Origin of the sequence: Amycolatopsis taiwanensis DSM 45107 (assembly GCF_000519205.1) — a bacterium.
Classification (GTDB): domain Bacteria; phylum Actinomycetota; class Actinomycetes; order Mycobacteriales; family Pseudonocardiaceae; genus Amycolatopsis_E; species Amycolatopsis_E taiwanensis.
Genome location: NZ_KI912600.1, coordinates 207,967 through 225,750 on the forward strand (window position 1 = coordinate 207,967; position 17,784 = coordinate 225,750).

21 protein-coding genes are annotated in these 17,784 nt (G+C 68.1%); 11 read left to right on the forward strand and 10 right to left on the reverse strand.

Annotated elements, in window-relative coordinates:
• The first annotated feature begins 6 nt into the window (after positions 1-6).
• A complete protein-coding gene (locus A3CU_RS0139535; protein WP_027946884.1) occupies positions 7-732 on the forward strand; it encodes a sulfite exporter TauE/SafE family protein in 726 nt (241 codons plus the stop codon).
• Between the two features lie 9 nt (positions 733-741).
• A complete protein-coding gene (locus A3CU_RS0139540; protein WP_027946885.1) occupies positions 742-1,356 on the forward strand; it encodes a class I SAM-dependent methyltransferase in 615 nt (204 codons plus the stop codon).
• Positions 1,357-1,375: 19 nt separating this feature from the next.
• Here A3CU_RS0139540 and A3CU_RS0139545 read toward each other — a convergent pair whose 3' ends face one another.
• Positions 1,376-2,107 (reverse strand): FadR/GntR family transcriptional regulator, encoded by a 732-nt coding sequence (locus tag A3CU_RS0139545; protein ID WP_052372980.1) that lies wholly within the window; start codon positions 2,105-2,107, stop codon positions 1,376-1,378.
• Between the two features lie 124 nt (positions 2,108-2,231).
• Between A3CU_RS0139545 and A3CU_RS0139550 the strand changes: the two genes are divergently transcribed.
• Together A3CU_RS0139550 and A3CU_RS0139555 are read left to right on the forward strand one after the other, a co-directional pair.
• Positions 2,232-2,537, forward strand: a complete 306-nt coding sequence (locus tag A3CU_RS0139550) for a UxaA family hydrolase (RefSeq protein ID WP_027946887.1) — start codon at positions 2,232-2,234, stop codon at positions 2,535-2,537.
• Positions 2,516-3,679, forward strand: coding sequence for a UxaA family hydrolase (locus tag A3CU_RS0139555; protein ID WP_027946888.1), 1,164 nt, complete (start codon positions 2,516-2,518; stop codon positions 3,677-3,679). The genes A3CU_RS0139550 and A3CU_RS0139555 overlap by 22 nt, the downstream gene beginning before the upstream one ends.
• 165 nt (positions 3,680-3,844) lie before the next feature.
• Here the strand turns inward: A3CU_RS0139555 and A3CU_RS0139560 are convergent, their stop codons facing one another.
• From A3CU_RS0139560 to A3CU_RS0139570, 3 genes are all read right to left on the reverse strand, one after another.
• A complete protein-coding gene (locus A3CU_RS0139560; RefSeq protein WP_027946889.1) occupies positions 3,845-4,060 on the reverse strand; it encodes a heavy-metal-associated domain-containing protein in 216 nt (71 codons plus the stop codon).
• The gene (locus tag A3CU_RS0139565; RefSeq protein ID WP_027946890.1) at positions 4,057-4,476 is read right to left on the reverse strand and encodes a nuclear transport factor 2 family protein; all 420 of its coding nucleotides are present in this window, start codon (positions 4,474-4,476) and stop codon (positions 4,057-4,059) included. The genes A3CU_RS0139560 and A3CU_RS0139565 overlap by 4 nt, the downstream gene beginning before the upstream one ends.
• 176 nt (positions 4,477-4,652) lie before the next feature.
• Complete coding sequence (locus tag A3CU_RS0139570; protein WP_027946891.1) at positions 4,653-6,911, reverse strand: glycoside hydrolase family 3 C-terminal domain-containing protein; 2,259 nt, start codon at positions 6,909-6,911, stop codon at positions 4,653-4,655.
• A 176-nt stretch (positions 6,912-7,087) separates the two neighbouring features.
• Here A3CU_RS0139570 and A3CU_RS49015 point away from each other — a divergent pair, with 176 nt between their 5' ends.
• From A3CU_RS49015 to A3CU_RS0139600, 6 genes are all read left to right on the forward strand, one after another.
• Entirely contained in the window at positions 7,088-7,708 is a 621-nt protein-coding gene (locus A3CU_RS49015) for a TetR/AcrR family transcriptional regulator (RefSeq protein ID WP_052372982.1), read from the forward strand.
• Between the two features lie 80 nt (positions 7,709-7,788).
• Positions 7,789-9,696, forward strand: coding sequence for a sulfatase-like hydrolase/transferase (locus A3CU_RS49020; protein ID WP_052372983.1), 1,908 nt, complete (start codon positions 7,789-7,791; stop codon positions 9,694-9,696).
• Positions 9,697-9,878: 182 nt separating this feature from the next.
• Positions 9,879-10,829: a MetQ/NlpA family ABC transporter substrate-binding protein gene (locus tag A3CU_RS0139585; protein ID WP_027946892.1), complete on the forward strand. Its 951-nt coding sequence runs from the start codon at positions 9,879-9,881 to the stop codon at positions 10,827-10,829.
• Positions 10,826-11,857, forward strand: coding sequence for a methionine ABC transporter ATP-binding protein (locus A3CU_RS0139590; RefSeq protein WP_027946893.1), 1,032 nt, complete (start codon positions 10,826-10,828; stop codon positions 11,855-11,857). The genes A3CU_RS0139585 and A3CU_RS0139590 overlap by 4 nt, the downstream gene beginning before the upstream one ends.
• Complete coding sequence (locus A3CU_RS0139595) at positions 11,854-12,516, forward strand: methionine ABC transporter permease (protein WP_027946894.1); 663 nt, start codon at positions 11,854-11,856, stop codon at positions 12,514-12,516. The genes A3CU_RS0139590 and A3CU_RS0139595 overlap by 4 nt, the downstream gene beginning before the upstream one ends.
• A gap of 89 nt (positions 12,517-12,605) precedes the next feature.
• Entirely contained in the window at positions 12,606-13,181 is a 576-nt protein-coding gene (locus tag A3CU_RS0139600) for a nucleotidyltransferase domain-containing protein (RefSeq protein WP_245617532.1), read from the forward strand.
• 31 nt (positions 13,182-13,212) lie between these two features.
• Here A3CU_RS0139600 and A3CU_RS0139605 read toward each other — a convergent pair whose 3' ends face one another.
• From A3CU_RS0139605 to A3CU_RS49025, 3 genes are read right to left on the reverse strand one after another with little or no spacing between them, the layout of a single operon-like run.
• Positions 13,213-14,310, reverse strand: a complete 1,098-nt coding sequence (locus A3CU_RS0139605; RefSeq protein WP_245617533.1) for a DUF4037 domain-containing protein — start codon at positions 14,308-14,310, stop codon at positions 13,213-13,215.
• A 56-nt stretch (positions 14,311-14,366) separates the two neighbouring features.
• A complete protein-coding gene (locus A3CU_RS0139610) occupies positions 14,367-14,699 on the reverse strand; it encodes a YnfA family protein (protein ID WP_027946897.1) in 333 nt (110 codons plus the stop codon).
• Positions 14,687-15,379, reverse strand: a complete 693-nt coding sequence (locus A3CU_RS49025) for an N-acetyltransferase (RefSeq protein ID WP_211246628.1) — start codon at positions 15,377-15,379, stop codon at positions 14,687-14,689. Before A3CU_RS49025 ends, A3CU_RS0139610 begins: the two co-directional genes overlap by 13 nt.
• Before the next feature lie 113 nt (positions 15,380-15,492).
• Between A3CU_RS49025 and A3CU_RS0139620 the strand changes: the two genes are divergently transcribed.
• Positions 15,493-15,840 (forward strand): helix-turn-helix domain-containing protein, encoded by a 348-nt coding sequence (locus tag A3CU_RS0139620; RefSeq protein WP_027946898.1) that lies wholly within the window; start codon positions 15,493-15,495, stop codon positions 15,838-15,840.
• 10 nt (positions 15,841-15,850) lie between these two features.
• Here A3CU_RS0139620 and A3CU_RS0139625 read toward each other — a convergent pair whose 3' ends face one another.
• The 3 genes from A3CU_RS0139625 to A3CU_RS0139635 all read right to left on the reverse strand — a co-directional run bounded on the left by A3CU_RS0139625 (position 15,851) and on the right by A3CU_RS0139635 (position 17,664).
• The gene (locus A3CU_RS0139625; RefSeq protein ID WP_027946899.1) at positions 15,851-16,441 is read right to left on the reverse strand and encodes a ClpP family protease; all 591 of its coding nucleotides are present in this window, start codon (positions 16,439-16,441) and stop codon (positions 15,851-15,853) included.
• On the reverse strand, positions 16,438-17,064 hold the full coding sequence (locus A3CU_RS0139630; RefSeq protein ID WP_027946900.1) for a ClpP family protease: 627 nt from the start codon (positions 17,062-17,064) through the stop codon (positions 16,438-16,440). The genes A3CU_RS0139625 and A3CU_RS0139630 overlap by 4 nt, the downstream gene beginning before the upstream one ends.
• A 276-nt stretch (positions 17,065-17,340) precedes the next feature.
• Positions 17,341-17,664 carry a hypothetical protein gene (locus A3CU_RS0139635; RefSeq protein WP_027946901.1) on the reverse strand — a complete coding sequence of 108 codons (324 nt, stop codon included), beginning with the start codon at positions 17,662-17,664 and terminating at the stop codon, positions 17,341-17,343.
• Positions 17,665-17,784: the final 120 nt, after the last annotated feature.

Genomic DNA, 17,784 nt, shown 5'->3' on the forward strand with positions numbered 1-17,784 from the left:
GGCGCCATGACGACGCTCGTGCTCGCGATGTCGGGGATGCTGCTCGCTTCGGTCGTCGGCGGCGCGACGGGGTTCGCGACCTCGCTGCTGTCGACGCCGGTGCTGCTGCTCCTCGGGTTCGGGGTGGCCGAGGTGGTGGTCGTCAACCTGACCGCCACGCTGGTCAGCCGGATCGCGGTGCTCGCGCTGCGGCGGCACGACGTCGATTGGCGCGGTGTGGGCCTGCTCGTCGGCGGCAGCCTTCCCGGCGCGGTGACGGGCGCCTTCACCGTGGGGTACCTGGACCAGCGGGTACTCAAGACGGTCACCGGGATCGTGGTCGCCGTGCTCGGGGTTTATCTGCTGCTCCGGCGAGGGCAGCCGGCCTCCGTGCCCGGGCGGCGGGCCTACCTGTGTGTCGGCCTGGCCGGGGGATACCTGTCCACTTCGACCTCGCTGAACGGCCCGCCGGTGGCGCTGCTGCTCGGCCGGGCGCGGCCCACACCGGCGCGGTTCGTCGCGGACTTCGCCGGATACTTCGTCGGGACGAACGCGATTTCCCTGGCGGTACTGGGCTTGCACGGGCGGATTCCGGGTGCGGTGCTCTGGCCCGTGCTGCCGTTGCTCGTCGCCGCCGGGGTCGCGGGCAACCAGATCGGGACCCGCCTGGCCGACGCGATCCCGCGTGAAGCGTTCCAGCTTGCCGTGACGTGCCTGGTGATCGTCTCCGGAGTCGTCACCGCGGTGTCCTAGGGTGGCGCGGTGCCCGACGATGATCTGAAGCCGTACTGGAACACCAACGTGGCCCGGCATCCGGACATCCTCCGCGCCGTTCCCGCGGGCTGCCGGGACGCGTTGGATGTGGGCTGCGGGGACGGGCTGTTGGCGCGGAAACTGGCTGGGCGCGCCGGGCGTGTCACAGGGATCGACACCTCGCCGGAGATGATCGGCCGCGCCCGTGGTCTCGCTGCCGGTTATGCGGATCTCACCTTCGTCGAGGGTGATTTCCTCGCGGCCGACCTGCCGGCATCGGGCTATGACTTCATCTGCTCGGTGACCGCGATCCATCACATGGAGTTCGAGGCGGCGCTTACCCGCATGTGCGACCTGCTTCGGCCCGGCGGCACGCTCGTGGTGGTCGGCTTGGCGCGCGACGCGAGCGTGGCGGACTGGACGGTGCGGGTCGCGGGCGCCCCGGTCGTGCGGATCACCAAGCTGCTGCGCCGCGCGAGCGGTCCGGAGGCGATGCCGGTCGCCGACCCGCGGATGAGCTACGCGCAGGTGCGAGCTTCGGCGGGGCGGCTGCTGCCGGGCGTGCGCTACCGCCGGCACGTGCTCCGGCGGTATTCGCTGGTCTGGGAGAAACCCGCCGGCTGAGCGCTGCGGGTGCTCGGGACTATTCGATTTCGGGGTTTTCGCTGCGCAGGCGCGCGAAAGCCGCCTTGCGGGCACCGCGGATGTGGGCCGCCGCGGCGCGGCGCGCGGCGGCGGGTTCGTTGGCCAGCACGGCATCGAGGATGCGCCGGTGGTCGCCGCGTGAGCGTTCCAGCCTGCCCGGGACCTGCAGGGTGGTTTCCATACCGCGGGCGAGGATGTCCTGCAGGACGGTCAGCGTCTGACTGAGGAAGCGGTTTCCGGCCGCGCGGACGATGCTGAGGTGGAACGCGGCGTCGAGCTGCTGAAGCCGTGGCCAGTCCACGACTTCCTGAGCGGATGCCTCATCGACCGCGTCGAACGCCGCCTGTACGTCGGCGAGCTTCTCGGGGTCGCCCTTGGCCGCGGCCCAGCTGACCGCCGGCAGTTCGAGCACCTCGCGCATGTCGAACAGTTCGGCCAGGCTCATTTCCTCGGCGAAGACGGCGTCGCGCAGGGAACGGGTGGTGGCGGGGTCGGCGACGAACACGCCCGCGCCGTGCCGGATCTGGACGTGTCCCTTGGCCTGCAGGGAACGCAGCGCCTCGCGCACCGACGGGCGGCTCGTGCCCAGCAGGGTGGCCAGCTCGCGCTCGGGCGGGAGCTTCGCCCCGGCGCGCAGCCGCTCGGAGGAGATCAGCGCGAGAATCCGGTCCGCGATCAGGTCCGGTATCCGGCCCTGCTGCAGCGGCACCCACATGCTGCTCTCGGTCACCGGCGCCTCCTGGTTCGCTCGCTGGATTGGCCAGACCAGTTTACCTCTCCAGGATCGGGTCTTGTCGCCGTGGCCTGGCTGAGTTACGGTCCAAATGGTAAGACCTCTAGCCAAAGGAGTGGAGATGGTCGAATCCGGCCCCCCGGGCTACCTGATTCACGACGATGCCGATCTCGTCGGAGTCGCGGTGCGTGATCTCGAGCCGGGCGACGTCGAGGGCGGGTACCTCCGCAAGCCCGAATCGGTGCGGGTGCGGCTCAACCACCCGGTGCCGCTCGGGCACAAGCTGGCGCTGACCGACATCGCGGAGGGTGCCGACATCATCGAGTACGGCCAGCGCGTCGGGACCGCGACCGCGGACATCAAGAAGGGCGACTATGTCCACGTCCACAACGTGAGGAGCGCACGGTGGCACAACAGCGTGGCCTGACCGGCTATCGCCGCGACAACGGCGCGGTGGGAATCCGCAACCACACGGTGATCCTGCCGGTCGACGACCTGTCCAACGCCGCCGCCGAGGCGGTGGCCAGGGTCGTGCCGGGGACGCTGGCCCTGCCGCACGCCTACGGCAGGCTCCAGTTCGGCCCCGATCTCGACCTGACCTTCCGGACGCTGATCGGCACCGGCAGCAACCCCAACGTCGGGTCGGTGGTCGTGATCGGCATCGAGCCGGCCTGGACCGACAAGATCGTCGATGGCATCGCCAAGACCGGCAAGAAGGTCCAGGGCTTCTCCATCGAGCGGCACGGGGACCTGCGCACCGTCGAGGCGGCCGCGCGCGTCGCGGCGAAGTTCCTCCAGGAGGACTCCGAGAAGCGGCGCGAGGCCGTCGAAGGGTCCGAGATCATGCTCTCCATCAAATGCGGCGAGTCCGACACCACGAGCGGGCTGGGCTCGTGCCCGACCACCGCCGAGGCCGTCGACCGCTGGGTCGACGCGGGCGGCACGGTGCTCTTCGGCGAGACCAGCGAACTCACGGGTGGCGAACACCTGATCGCGCAACGCTGCGTCAACGACGAGGTGCGCGCCCGCTTCCAGAGCATCTACGACGAATACCTCGAGATGATCGAGGCGACCGGCGCCAACCTGCTGGGCTCGCAGCCCACCCAGGGCAACATCCGCGGTGGCCTGTCGACCATCGAGGAGAAGGCGATGGGCAACATCGCCAAGACCGGCACCAAACCGGTCATCGGGGCACTGGACAAGGCCGAAGTGCCAAACGCCGGTCCAGGTCTGTACTTCATGGACACCTCCTCGGCGGCGGCGGAGTGCATCACGCTGATGGCGGCGGCGGGCGCGGCGATCCACCTTTTCCCGACCGGGCAGGGCAACGTCATCGGCAACCCGATCGAGCCGGTCGTCAAGCTGACCGCCAACCCGGTCACCGCGGAGACCATGTCCGAGCACATCGACCTGGACTGCTCCGGGCTGCTCCGCCGCGAATACGACCTCAAGTCGGCGGGGGACCAGCTCATGTCGATCATCGACCGGACCATCAACGGCAGGCTCACCTGTGCCGAAGTGATGGGGCACCGGGAGTTCGTGTTGACCCGGCTCTACCAGAGCGCGTGACCCCGAGGGGCGGTGGCGGCCACCCGCGCCACCGCCCCGCCGTGCGCCTGCCGTCAGCCGGTGCGGCCACGGGTGGGTCACCGGCCGGGAGTTCGCGCTCACCCGGGAAACCGAGTGGCTTGCCTTCGTGTTGAAGACGTTGGGGATGATCCCGCCGGATTGCCGTTAGGTGCGCGCGGTGGTGAGTTCGTAGCCTGCTTCTTCGACTGCGGCGCGCACGTCCGCGATACCGAGGTCCCTGTCGCTTGTTACCATGACGGCGCCGGTCTCGACGTCTACCGCCACAGCGGTGACACCGGCGATGCGTTCGATCTCCTCGGTGACGAAGCCCGCGCAATGTCCGCAGGACATACCCCTGACGGTGTAGGTGTTCTCGATCATGCCGACGCCTCCTGCTCCGCCTGGTCGACGTCGGTGGGGACCGAGCGCGTGAGCATGTGTGCTTGGCGCATTCGCCCCTCATCGGTGAACTGCCCGAAAAAGCAGACCTCGATGGCGAGGTTTTTCTTGCGCATCTGGACGTACAAGGTGTAGCGGGCGGCGATCCTGTCCCCGTTCACCAGCGCTTCGTGCACGTCCATGCGACCGGCAGGCCGGTTCTTGCGTACCGGACGGGTGTGCGCGATGAGCTTGTCCCGGTCCATCCGGTGTCCATCGGCTACTTGGACGATGTCCGGGGTGTGATAGCGGTCGAAGACCAGCGCCGGGTCTTCGTCGCTACGCACAAGCTCGTCGTGGAAGGAGGAAAAGAAGTCGGCGATGAACTGTTTCGGGTCGGTGCTGTTGAGGGTTCTCACAGTGCTCCTGTCGTGCGGTGACCACGGCCATGATCTTTGACAGGTTGTAAGATATCCACTGAAGCTAGCTTTGACAAGCTGTAAGAGGTAGCTCGGTCTCCAGAGCGGAAGCGGCGGCGCAGACGTCAGTGTCGGCGCCGCCGCTCCCTCGTTGGCTGACAGAGTGGTCCGGACGATCAGCGCTGTGCATTCGCGGTTGCGACGAGTGCCTCGACTTGTTGGTAGGTAAAGGGTGTTCCGGGGAAGCTGGTGATGCGGCCGATCGGGAAGGACGACAGTATTTTCAGTAGCCCGTCTTCATCGGCCATCATCGAGGCTGCGGCCGCATCCATCGCACCGCCGAACAGTTCGGACATCGCTTTCTGCACCAAGGGGCCGGCAATGGGGTCGGTGAGCAGGTCGGCGACAGAGGATTCCATGGTGAGCGGGAGTCGCACCGCGTCGCCGTCGACCGCGACGGTTACCGTGGAGCGGATGTCGCGGCTCGAGGCTGCGACCTCGACGGTGTACTCGCCGCCCTCCACGACCCAGCGGTCGACGCGGATGTCCCAGTAAGCGAGGTCCTTGCGGCGCACCGTAAGTGACACCTCGCGAGTCTCGCCCGGTTCCAGTGCGACCGAGACGAACGCCTTCAACTCGCGCGGTGCGCGCTCAACGACCGAACGCGCCAGCGACGTGTAGAGCTGTACGGTCTCGCGACCGGCCACCGCGCCGGTGTTGGTTACGGCCACCGTCACGGCAATGTCGCCGTTGGCGTTCACCGCGGCCGAGGCATCCCCGTACGAAAACGTCGTGTACGACAGGCCGTGGCCAAACGGGTAAGCGACGTCGAGGTCGCGCGCGTCGTACCAGCGGTAGCCGACGAGGATGCCCTCGCCGTAGCGGACGTGCCCGAACTCGCCGGGGAAGTTGCCGTAGGACGGGGTGTCCTGCAGGCGCAGCGGGATCGTCTCGGTGAGCTTGCCGGACGGGTTCACGATGCCGTACAGCACGTCGGCGATGGCACCGCCGCCGGCCTGCCCCAGCAACCAGCCCTCCACAATGGACGGCACGCGGTCGCGGAACGGCAGCGACACGACCGCGCCGTTGGAGAGCACCACGACGGTGCGCGAGTTCGCCGCCAACACCGCGTCGAGCAGTTCGAGCTGCACGGCGGGCAGGTCGAGGTGCTCGCGGTCGTAGCCCTCGGATTCGGCCGCGGCGGGCAGGCCGAGGAAGACGACGGCGACGTCCGCGGCGGATGCCGCGGCAACCGCATCCTTGCGCAGGGCCGCGTTATCCCCCGAGCCGTCGAGCGTGAAACCGGCCGCGTACGACACAGCGCCTGTTGCGAGCGCGCGAATCTCGTCGATCGACTTGTCGAGCTTCGTCGGGTTGATCAGCGAGGAGCCTGCGCCCTGGTAGCGCGGCTGCTCGGCGAACGCGCCGATCACGGCGAGCTTCGTCTCGCGCGCAAGCGGCAGAAGGTCTCCCTCGTTCTTCAGAAGCACGATCGAGCGACCGGCGACCTCGCGGGCGAGGGCGTGGTGCGCGTCCACGTCGAGCGGGCCATCGATGGCGGGACGCGTCTGCGCCTTGCGGATCAGGTCGATCAGGCGACCCACGGCGACGTCCAGCTCCCTCTTGTCGAGGGTGCCGTCCTGCACGGCCGCGACCAACTGCGCGTCGGTGCGCCCGCCGCTTGACGGCATCTCGAGGTCGAGACCGGCGGACAGGCCCTTCACGCGGTCGTTGACCGCACCCCAGTCGGAGACTACGACGCCCTCGAAGCCCCATTCGCCGCGCAGCACCTGGGTGAGCAGCCATGGGTCTTCCGACGCGTACACGCCGTTGATGCGGTTGTAGGAGCACATGACCGTCCAGGGCTGGGCGTCTTCGACGACCCGCTGGAATCCGCGCAGGTAGATCTCGCGCAGCGGCCGCGGGTCGACGTCAGAGCTTGCCCGCATACGGTCGAATTCCTGGTTGTTCGCAGCGAAGTGCTTCAGCGACGCGCCGACGCCCTTCGACTGGATGCCGCGGACCAGGCCGGCACCCATGACGCCGGAGACGATCGGATCCTCCGAGAAGTACTCGAAGTTGCGCCCGCACAGCGGCGAGCGCTTGATGTTCACGCCGGGTCCGAGCAGGACCGCGACGTCCGCAATCGCGGACTCGACGCCGAGCGCCTCACCGACGCGCTCGGCAAGCTCCGGATCGAACGAGGAGCCGAGTCCGACCGCCGGCGGGAAGCACGTCGCGGGGACGCTGTCCACGAGGCCGAGATGGTCGCTCGCGCCGCGCTGTTTGCGCAGACCGTGCGGGCCGTCGGTCATCATGATCGACGGGAGGCCGGCACGGTCGATCGCCTTCGTGGTCCAGAAGTCCGCACCGCTGGTGAGCGACGCCTTTTCCGCGAGGGTTAGGTCCGTCGAGTTGTCTGTGGTGTCTGTCATCTTTGTCTTCCTAATCTCCTGGCTTGGTCATTCGCAAGACGAATTCGAGGCGAGAATGGCGAAGAGAGAAAACCTCAGCGGACCGCCTTGATGAACTGGTTGATCAGCGCTTGGTCCACGGCCGGATAGACGCCGACGGCGAGGGTTGGCCGTTTCGCTGGCGATACGATGTCGGGATGACCGACATTGCCGCGTCCCGGGTCGGTGTCCGGACGAGGGCCAAGCGGAGCACTCCTGAGCAGCGCCGTCTGCAGATCATCGATGCCGCGGTGAGCGTGTTCGGCCGTCAGGGCTACCGGCAGGGGGCGCTCAAGACCGTCGCGGACGAGGTCGGGCTCACCATTCAAGGCCTGCTGCACTACTTCCCGACCAAGGAGGAACTGCTGCTGGCGGCGCTGCACCACCGCAACGCCCTCGATCGGGAGAATCTCCAGCGCGTTCTCGAGGAAGGAGGAGTGGTGGCGGTCACCCGCTACATCCTCCAGCGGAATGTCGAACATCCGGGCTTCATGCGACTTTTCGTCACCCTGGCCGCCGAGGCCACTGATCCCGACCATCCCGCTCATGAGTATTTCGTCGAGCGCTACACCCGCGTGTTTTCCTATGCCGGCGAGGCCATCCAGGCGGACGTGCGCAAAGGCGCGATCCGGCCGGACGTCGACGCGGACGCGCTCGCGGAGCAGTTGGTCGCGCTGATGGACGGCCTGCAGTTGCAAGCGCTGCTGCGCCCCGAGATGGACCTGCTGGCCGCGTTCGATCGGGCGGTCGCCGCCCTCGTCACGCCGGCTGAGAGGTAGCGAGCTCGCTGTTCTCCTGGTCGCGGCGGGGTCGTGCCTGCTATAACTACTGAGTACTCGGTAGGTAGGGGAGGGTGGGCATGGCAGTCGGTGCATCGGCGAGGCCGAACATTCTTTGGATCGTCGGCGAGGACTGTCCGCCCTGGTTCGGCTGTTATGGAGACGCCCTGGCCTCGACGCCGGCCATCGACGCCCTCGCGGAGCGGGCGACGCTCTTCGAGCGCGCGTACTGCACCGCGCCCGTGTGCTCGCCGTCACGGTTCAGCCTCCTGACCGGGATCGCACCCGAGAGCCACTCGCCCGCGGACCGGATGCGATCAATCGCGGAGCGGCCTGACTGGATGACGACGTACCCCGAGTCCTTTCGCGCAGCCGGCTACTACTGCACCAACAACCAGAAGACGGACTACAACCTCGACGTCGACGCGGAAGCGATCTGGGACGAATCGTCGGCGACCGCTCACTGGCGCGGCCGTCCCGAGGGTGGCCCGTTCCTCGCCGTCTTCAATTTCGATCCCACGCACGAGTCGTCTGTCTTCGACGCCGAGTCACCGCTCGCCCAGGCGATGGCGGCGTTCGCCAAGAAACTGGGACCGAACGCCGTTCGACTCCCCAGTCCGGACCCGCTCGTACCAACGGTTCCGCTCGACGCGGTGCGCGTTCCCCGTTACCTGCCCGACACGCGGGAAATCCGCACGGACTTCGCCAAGTATCACGAAGCCGTGACGAGGTTCGATGCCTTCGTCGGGCGGCTCCTTACGCAACTCGACGAGGACGGGCTGACCGACAAAACCCTGGTGCTGCTCACGTCCGACCACGGTGGCGTCACACCGCGCAGCAAGCGTTACCTCTACGACGAGGGGCTCCACGTGCCGCTCATGATGGCCATCCCAGGCCGGGAGCGCAGGCGCTGGCCGGAACCTGTCTCCAGCCTGTCGATACCGACGACCCTCCTCACACTCGCGGGGATCGACGTCCCCGCGCAGATGCAGGGCGAGCCGCTCGCCGGGCCTGCGGCTCCGTCGCCCGCGGAGCCGTCCTACGCGTTCAGCGCACGTGGCCGGATGGACGAGCGCTACAGCCTCGTTCGTACCATCCGCAGCCGGCGGTTCCGGTACCTGCGGAATTACACGCCTCATCGACCGGTGATCCAGCACCAGGCGTTCGCGTGGAACGCGGCCGGTTATCGCTCGTGGGAGAGCGAGCGGCAGGCCGGGCGGCTCACCCCGGAGCAGGAGCGGTGGTGGCTGCCTGCTCCGCCGGTCGAGCTGTACGACCTCGATGCCGATGTGGACGAGGTGGTCAACCTCGCCGGCGAAGGTGCCTATGCCGAGGTGGAGGCCGACCTGCGCCGCCGTCTCCGGGAACACATCCTCGCGGTGAACGACAACGGTTTCCTCCCCGAAGACTCTCCGCTCCTGGGCTGGGACGCCAGCCGTGAGCCCGGTGCGTACCCGCTGGAACGCGTGCTCGAGCTGGCGGACCTCGGGCTCGAGCGGGACCCGTCCCGGCTGCCGACGTTCGCCGAGGCGCTGGCCGACGGCGATCCGGTGGTCCGCCGGTGGGCCGCGTTCGGCCTCCTGTGGCTGGCCCCGGAGGCCGGCCCGGCGGCGGACGCACTCCGCTCGGCTCTACCCGACCCAGTGCCCTCAGTGGTCGTGCCGGCGGCGGAAGCCCTCGCCCGCACGACCGGGGAAGAGGCGGCCTACGCGACCCTGGCCCGGCTCGCGGAACCGGCCAACAACGTCTGGACCCGGCTCGAGGCGATCAATGCACTGACCTACCTCGACCTCGATCGAGTACGCCCCTACCGGGCGGTGATCAACGACGCGGCGGAGACCTCTCACGAGTACCTCGGCAACGCCGGGCGCTACCTGCGCTTCCGTCTCGACGGCGACTACACCCCGGACGCGGTGGTCTTCTCGGTGAACGGATTCTTCGCCGGCATGGCCGCCGGAGCCGGCCCTGACCGTTCGTCGTCGCACTGACGACAGCTCGTCGGCCTGCCGCGTCCGGGGACTCCACTTCGGACCGGAGATAACCGCCCGCGCGAAGGATACTCTCCGTTCCACGGGTTGGAACTCGGTGCGCACACCGGCCCCGCTGTCGCATCATTACGCGGGCCGGAAAGAGATCTGGTCTGTGTCGTTTTCCTGAGTTGAGGAGATCCATGTCAGCGCACGAAGCGCCCGAGTCCCAGGCTGCGCTTCCCGAGAAGCCCGGCCGGGGCAAGGGATTCTTCATCGGTATCGTGGCCGCGGTGGTGGTCGTCGTGGTGGCGGTGTTCGTCGTCGTCAATATGACCCGCGACTCGTCGAGCACGGCGGGCCGGACGACGGTCCGAATCGGAGTGACCGACATCAGCGCGGACTACTGGAAGACCTACACCGAGATCGCGGCACAGCAAGGGATCGACGTCCAGCTGGTCAACTTCAGCGACTACAGCCAGGCCAACCCCGCGCTGTCGCAGGGGCAGCTCGACCTCAACGACTTCCAGCACATCCTGTTCCTGGCCAACTACAACGCGTCCCGTAACGACACGCTCACTCCGATCGGCTCGACCTACGTGGTCCCGCTGAGCCTCTACTCGCGCAAGCACGCCACCGTCGCGGAGATCCCGAGCGGCGGGCAGGTCGCCATTCCGAACGACCCGACGAACCAGGCGCGCGCGTTGCTGGTGCTGCAGTCGGCCGGCCTGGTCAGCCTGCGCGGTGGAGGAAGCGTGCTGTCCACGCCCGCCGACATCGACCAGGCCGCGTCGAAGATCACCGTAACGTCGGTCGATGCGTCGCAGACCGTGGCCGCGCTACCGTCGGTGGACGCCGCGATAGTGAACAACAACTTCGCGCTGGACGCCGGCCTCGACCCGTCGACGGCCCTGTTCAACGACGATCCGAAGAGTCCGTCGGCCGAGCCCTACATCAACGCCTTCGTCGCGCGCGCCCAGGACAAGAACAACCCGACCTATCTCAAGCTCGCGCAGATCTACCACGATCCGCGGGTGACGAGCCAGGTCGAGGCCGAATCGAAGAACACCGCGGTGCTCGTCGACCGGCCCCAGGCCGAACTGGAGGGCATCCTGGCCCGGCTGGAACCGACTGTACGGTCGGCGAAGAAATGACTGGCGCACCGCTCATCGAACTGGAGCACGTCAGCAAGGTCTTCGGCACCGGTACCGGCGCGGTCACCGCGATCGACGACCTCAGCCTCGGCATCGAAGCCGGGCAGATCTTCGGCGTCATCGGCTACTCCGGCGCGGGCAAGAGCACGCTGGTGCGGCTCATCAACGCACTCGAGCCCGTCACGTCGGGCCGCGTCCTGGTCGACGGGGTCGACCTGTCCACCCTCGGCGAGCGGGAACTGCGCACGGTCAGAGCCGGGATCGGCATGATCTTCCAGCAGTTCAACCTGCTGCGGTCCCGCACCGTGTTCGGCAACGTCGCCTACCCGCTCAAGATCGCGGGCTGGGCCAAGGAAGAGCGCCGGCGCCGCGTCGCCGAACTGCTGAACTTCGTCGGCATCGCGGAAAAGGCATGGAGCTATCCCGATCAGCTCTCGGGCGGGCAGAAGCAGCGGGTCGGGATCGCGCGGGCGCTGGCGACCAATCCGAAGATCCTGCTCGCCGACGAGTCGACCAGCGCGCTGGACCCCGACACGACCGCCGAGGTGCTGCGGCTGCTCAAGCGGGTCAACTCCGAACTGGGCGTGACGATCGTGGTGATCACGCACGAGATGGACGTGGTGCGCGAGATCGCCGACCGGGTCGCGGTGCTCGACTCCGGCCGGCTCGTCGAGGAGGGCACCGTCTACGACGTGTTCTCCGCGCCGAAATCCGAGACGGCGCAACGGTTCGTCAACACCGTGCTCCGCGAAACGCCCGAGGGCGCCGATCTCCGCCGCATCCGGTCGCGGCACGGCGGGCGGCTCATCGCAGCACGCGTCCACGATGCGGGGCGGCTCGGCGCGGTACTGTCCGACGCCGTCGGCCGGCACGGGGTGCGCTTCGAGATCGTCTATGGCGGCATCACCACGCTCTCCGGCCGGTCCTTCGGCGGATTGACGCTGGAGCTGATCGGCGAAACGTCCGATGTGGACGCGCTCGTCGCCGAACTGCGCACCACCACCGAGATCGAGGAGATCGCGGCGTGAACGTCGACTGGCAGACCCTCGGCCCGGTCTTCCTCGATGCGATCGGGCAGACCCTGTTCATGGCGGTGTCCACCCTGCTCATCGGCGGGCTGCTCGGCCTCGTGCTGGGGATCTTGCTCTACACCACGCGCCAGCGCGGGATCCTGGCCAACCGCTGGGTGTTCACCGTGCTCAACGTCGTGGTCAACATCATCCGGCCGATCCCGTTCATCATCTTCATCACCGCGATCGGCCCGTTGACCATCTTCGCCGTCGGCACCCAACTCGGCACGACGGCCGCGACCTTCGCGCTCATCGTGGCGGCGACGTTCGGCATCTCCCGGATCGTCGAGCAGAACCTGGTCACCATCGACCCGGGCGTGATCGAGGCCGCGCGTGCGATGGGCGCCGGCCCGCTGCGGATCATCCTCACCCTGCTGGTGCCCGAAGCGCTCGGCCCGCTGATCCTTGGCTACACGTTCGTGTTCGTCGCAGTGGTCGACATGACGGCCGTGGCGGGCGCCGTCGGCGGCGGCGGGCTCGGCGACTTCGCCATCACCTACGGCTACCACCGGTTCAACTGGGCCGTCACCTGGCTCGCGGTGATCACGATCATCGTGCTCGTGCAGGCCGCGCAGTTCCTCGGCAACCTGCTCGCCCGCAAGGCCCTGCGCCGTTGACCGTAGTGCCCACCACACGTAGCGTCCAGCGCCTGATGGCACCGACACGCACACCGTGGGGAGTCTGGGAACCGGCCACACCCGCTGAGGTGGCAAGGAAATTCGGCACGCTGCCGGTGCCGTGGTGGCTGGCCGGCGGCTACGCCATCGAGTTCGCCCTGGGACACCCCGTCCGCGACCACGCCGATATCGACGTGCTCGTCCTGCGGCGCGACCACCTGGCCGTCCAGGACGCCCTGGCCGGTTGGCAATGGTGGGCCGCTGATCCACCCGGCGCGCTGCGTCCCTGGCGTCTCGGTGAGCGCCTGCCGGTCGGTGTGCACGACCTCTGGTGCCGCCCCGATACCGACCGGCCCTGGCGCGTCCAGGTCATGGTGGACGAGTCCAGCGGCGACGACTGGGTTTCGTCGCGTAATCCCGACGTGCGCCGCCCGATCGCCGGGATCGGTGACACCAGCGGTGACGGAATTCCCTTTCTCTGCCCCGAAATTCAGTTGTTCTACAAGGCCAAGGGGCACCGCCCGAAGGACGACGTGGATTTCGCCGCAGTACTGCCGATTCTGACCATCGAACAACGGGAGTGGCTTGCTTATGCCATTACCCGCACCTACGGACCGCATCCCTGGTTGCGACAACTTGCCGGCCGGCGGGCCCCGAAGCACTGACCTCGGCGAAGGCAGGTAGTCCGCGCTGTCTCTATTGGACAGGCCGGTACAGAGCCTCTGCGAGACGTCGGCTACGGGTGCGATGGGCCAGGGCGTCGGTGCTGTCGGCGAACTGGTCGATCGCGCCGGTCAACGGCAGGCCGCGTACGGCGGGATCGGTGATGGTGTCCAGTAGTGCGGCAGTGAAGCGTTCCGCGTGTAGTACCCGGTAAGGCCGGTCGTGAAAGAACCGGACGTGCGGGTCGACCGGTGCGGTGAGTCCCAGGTCGTTTTGCAGGTTCGCCACGGTTTCGTACGCGGCCACCAGCTGCTCCTCCCGGTCGTGCCAGTCGGTGGCGGCCACGGCGGCGGTCAGTACCGGGCCGAGCCGGCCGGCGCAGGGCAGCCGGGCGAAGGCGCTGCCCAGCCACTTGCTGTAGGGCGGGTAGGTCCGGTGGATCAGCAGGCACAGGCGCGTCAGGTCACGGGCCAGGCGTGCGGTGACGATGGCCGAACCGAGATCGTCGCCGACCTCGGCGCAGCGGCCGGCGAAGGCTTCTTCCTGGCTGAGCCGTTGCCACTGGCAGGCCAGCACATAGCGCCACAGGTCGTCGGGGTACCAGGCCAGCGCGCGGCGGGCCGGTTCCAGACAATCCAGGCCGTCGTGGAAGACCGCGCCGCCGGTGAACTCGGCCAGCGCCTGGGTGGAGGTGGCCAGCCAATCGAGCATGGTGATCTCGGCCAGCGGGTTGAACCCGAGCTGGCCGGTCAGCCAGTCGCCGGGCTCGGCGATCACGACGGCGTGCTGGATACGCCCGTTCGCGGGCCGCATGTGGCGGGTGCCCTGGTCGTCGACGGCGATCAGGTTTGTGGAGTAGCCGGCGATCGTGGCGGGCAACTGCTCGGCGAGCAGGGCGGAGATCGTTTCGCCGGAGGCGGCGAGGTCGTCCGCGCGCAGGAACAGGTGCAGGCGAGGGCCCCAGTTGTGGTCGGTCGACCGGGCGGTGTCGAACCCGAGGACCTCCGAGCCGGGCCCGAGCAGGGCAGCGGTGTGGACCAGGCCGGGTAGGTGACGGGACAGCAGTGGCCGTACGGCGTCGCGATAGAGCCGGGCGGACAGTTCGATCCCGGGCAGGAATTCCGGTGGCACGGACCGCATGGTGCCCGACGTGCTGCTCGATGCGCGAGCGTTTTAGCCGAGTGCGGTCAGCGTCGTGGTGCGTACATGATGACGGCGACGCCGGCCAGGCAGATCAGGGCGCCGATGATGTCGTAGCGGTCGGGGCGGTAGCCGTCGAGCGCCGTACCCCAGGCGAGGGAGCCGACGACGAATACGCCGCCGTAGGCGGCGAGGATGCGGCCGAAGTGCGGGTCGGGTTGCAGGGTGGCGACGAAGCCGTAGAGGCCGAGGGCGATGATCCCGCTGCCGATCCAGATCCAGCCACGGTGTTCGCGGACCCCCTGCCAGACCAGCCAGGCGCCGCCGATCTCGGCGAGTGCGGCCAGCACGAACAGCGCGATCGACTTCAGGACGAGCACGAAGAAGCCTCCCGAGTTGCGGTCGAGGCGGGATCGTACGAATCGGCCGTGATGATCACTTCGCTGCTGATCGGCCGGAACCCGGAGGCGAGGAACGCGCGCAGGGAACGTGCATTGCCCGGCGCCACCGCGGCGAAGACGGGTTCACCGGCGGGGACCAGTCGGAGCGCTTCGTGGATGAGCGCGCGCCCGGCGCCGTCGCTGGAGTCGGGATGGTGCAGTTCCACCGACATCTCGGTCCGCCCGGCGAGGCCGGAAGCAATGGTGATCAGCCCTCGGTCATCGCCGTGAACCCGGACGTCGCTACGCAGGCGTCGGGCGTGGAGCACCCGTGGATGGTGATCGAGATCATCGCGCATCGGCAGCCTGCTACCGCCGCCCTGGCCGTGGCGGACGAGGGTGACGTCGAGCACGCCGATTTCGCCGCCGGGTCCCGCAAGACGTTGCAGGACACCGGGCTCCAACGCCGATCCGAAGCCGTCAAGATCGAACTCCGCGAAATCCGTCGCGGGCAGGGAGGTCGCAACGATCGCGTGGCCGGTGAACGAAACGATGGCGTGCATGCCCTTCTGCGGGGCAGGCATGAAGATGACCTGCCCATCCGCCGGTGGGAAAGCGGCATCGGCGGCGGCGAGGAACACGGGCAGCAACGGGTGTGGCAGGGCTGGTGCGGCGCTCACGCGGGTGGACCTTTCGAGTTGGCGCTGGCTCGGGCACCATCCCACCATGACCGGAGTTCCGCCAAGAGCGGAACCGCTGTCCTTGGCAGCCGCACCCGTGGCAGGCTGACGGCATGGCGGACATTCTCCCCTTCCACCCCAAGCGCACGCCCACGCCGGATGATGAGCCGGAACCACTATGGCGCGAGGCGCTGGGCCGGAGCCTGCGTGCGGCCAGGGAGGAGCAGGGTGGCCGCCTCGTCGACATCGCGGAGCGGGCGGGCATCTCGCCGCAGTACCTGTCGGAGATCGAACGTGGTCGCAAGGAGCCTTCCAGCGAGATGATCGCCGCGGTCATCGGTGCGCTGGGGGTCGACCTGGCCGATCTGCTCGTCGGCATCGCGGGCACCGTCCGGCACCACCACGGCACGGGTCTCGCGGTCGGGCGCCGTCCAGCAGGACCCGTGCTCATGGCAGCCTGAGGCCGCGGCCTCAGATCCGATGCTCGAGGACCTTGTCCGCGAGCCCGTAGCCGACGGCACCCGCCGCGTCGAACACGCGGTCCCGGTCGGTGTCGTGCCGCAGGTCCGCGACATCGCGGCCGGTGTGCGCGGAGAGGATCTCCTCCAACTGGGTGCGCACCCGCACCACCTCGTCGGCCTGGAGAATGAGGTCCGGGATGGTGCCGCGCCCCTGCGCCGCGGGCTGATGCAGCACCACCCGCGTGTGGGGCAACACGAAGCGGTGCCCGGCCTCGCCCGCGGCCAGCAGCACCGCACTGGCCGCGACCGCCTGACCGATGCACGTCGTGGCCACCGGTGCCTTGATGAAGCGCATGGTGTCGTACAGCGCGAGCATCGCGGACGGGTCGCCGCCCTCGGAGTTGATGTAGAGGTTGATCTCGTTTTCCGGGTTGTCCGCCTCCAGGTGCAGCAACTGGGCGATCAACGCGTTCGCCACCCCGGAGTCGATCGCGGTGCCGAGGTAGACGATCCGCTCCGACAACAGGTGTGAGTAGACGTCCATGATCCGCTCGCCACCCATGCTGCGCGTGATGACGTTGGGGATGGTGTAGGTGCTCATGCGGAGGTTCCTTTCGCAGAGCCGAGTCCCAGTTGGTGGGTGCGCACAGGCACAACCTGGTCGAGGCTGTCGACGATCTGGTCGATGAAGCCGTACTCGCGCGCTTGCTCGGTGGTGAACCATCGGTCGTGCAGCGAGTCGGCGAAGATCTTCTCGATCGGCTGGCCGGTGTCCTCGGCGATGAGCCCGAGCACCGTGTCCCGGGTGTAGCGCAGGTCGTCGGCCTGCACCTCGACCTCGACGGCCGACCCGCCGATTCCCGCCGAACCCTGGTGCATCAGGATGCGGGCGTGGGGGAGGGCGAAGCGTTTGCCCGGTGTGCCCGCGGACAGCAGGAACTGCCCGGCACTGCACGCCAGTCCCAGCGCGAGCGTGGACACGTCGCACGGCACGAGCCGCATCACGTCGCGGATCGCCAGCATCGAGGGGACCGAGCCGCCCGGCGAGTGGATCCACAACGAGATGTCCTTGCGGGGATCCTCACTCGCGAGCGACAGCAGTTGAGTGGTGAGCACTGTCCCGTTGTCGTCGTCGAGCGCTCCGTCGAGGACCAGCACCCGCTGGCTGAAGAACCGTTCTCGGAGCCGCTGGTCGAACAGCGGCTGTTTCTCGTCGTTGGTCATGCCCCCGACAATGCCGCCACCCCGGGGCGGTTCGCTGCTTTCTCTGCTGCGCGCAGATCTGCTCTCAGCAGACCGGATCGTCGCTGTCATCGTGGCGTCGATCCTTTGTGGATGCCTGACAGGTCAGAGCCCGCCCGCGCAGCTCAAATCCCGACGGTGAATGTTGGGTCGACTTCGGCGGACTGAGCCGGCGCGCCTGACTCACTATCGGCTGGACCTGGCAGACGCTGCTCGCCGTGCACGCCTGACGGTTCGCCGAAACCGGGTCTCTCTGGGTCAGAATGGCGGCTCCTCGATGTCGCTGTCACGTCGTTCGTCCTTTGTGGACTCGTCGGAGTTTTCGACGGTGGGTTTGAGGATGGTGTCGCGTTGGGTGGTGTGGGTGCGTCCGGTCGGGGTGGTCACGGTCAGCTCACCGGCGGCGTCGTCGAGTTCGAAGCCCCAGCCGGCGACGTCGTTGGAGTCGGCACGGGGCGCGGTTCCCGGTTTTCGCCGGGTCGTTTCCCCGTGCCGCTCCGCCGAACCGGACGTGCCAGTTTCCCGGCATCCGGCTCTCCACGAGTCGGTCAGGCGATGGTGTTTCGGAGTGCGTGGGTCCACGGGTTGGCGATCTTGCTCCCGCGCCAGGTGTGGCGTTCGATTTTCATCGATATGGGATCGAAGAGTGTCACTCCGTTCGGTGCTGAACACCACTTGTTGTTTCTGCGGTAGCGTTGCTTG

Excerpts from the sequence above, each read along its gene's own strand:
- A3CU_RS0139535 (WP_027946884.1), top strand. The coding sequence starts at position 7 with ATGACGACGCTCGTGCTCGCGATGTCGGGGATGCTGCTCGCTTCGGTC.
- A3CU_RS0139550 (WP_027946887.1), top strand. The coding sequence starts at position 2,232 with ATGGTCGAATCCGGCCCCCCGGGCTACCTGATTCACGACGATGCCGAT.
- A3CU_RS0139560 (WP_027946889.1), bottom strand. The coding sequence starts at position 4,060 with ATGATCGAGAACACCTACACCGTCAGGGGTATGTCCTGCGGACATTGC.
- A3CU_RS0139570 (WP_027946891.1), bottom strand. The coding sequence starts at position 6,911 with ATGACAGACACCACAGACAACTCGACGGACCTAACCCTCGCGGAAAAG.
- A3CU_RS49015 (WP_052372982.1), top strand. The coding sequence starts at position 7,088 with ATGACCGACATTGCCGCGTCCCGGGTCGGTGTCCGGACGAGGGCCAAG.
- A3CU_RS49020 (WP_052372983.1), top strand. The coding sequence starts at position 7,789 with ATGGCAGTCGGTGCATCGGCGAGGCCGAACATTCTTTGGATCGTCGGC.
- A3CU_RS0139585 (WP_027946892.1), top strand. The coding sequence starts at position 9,879 with ATGTCAGCGCACGAAGCGCCCGAGTCCCAGGCTGCGCTTCCCGAGAAG.
- A3CU_RS0139590 (WP_027946893.1), top strand. The coding sequence starts at position 10,826 with ATGACTGGCGCACCGCTCATCGAACTGGAGCACGTCAGCAAGGTCTTC.
- A3CU_RS0139620 (WP_027946898.1), top strand. The coding sequence starts at position 15,493 with ATGGCGGACATTCTCCCCTTCCACCCCAAGCGCACGCCCACGCCGGAT.
- A3CU_RS0139625 (WP_027946899.1), bottom strand. The coding sequence starts at position 16,441 with ATGAGCACCTACACCATCCCCAACGTCATCACGCGCAGCATGGGTGGC.
- A3CU_RS0139630 (WP_027946900.1), bottom strand. The coding sequence starts at position 17,064 with ATGACCAACGACGAGAAACAGCCGCTGTTCGACCAGCGGCTCCGAGAA.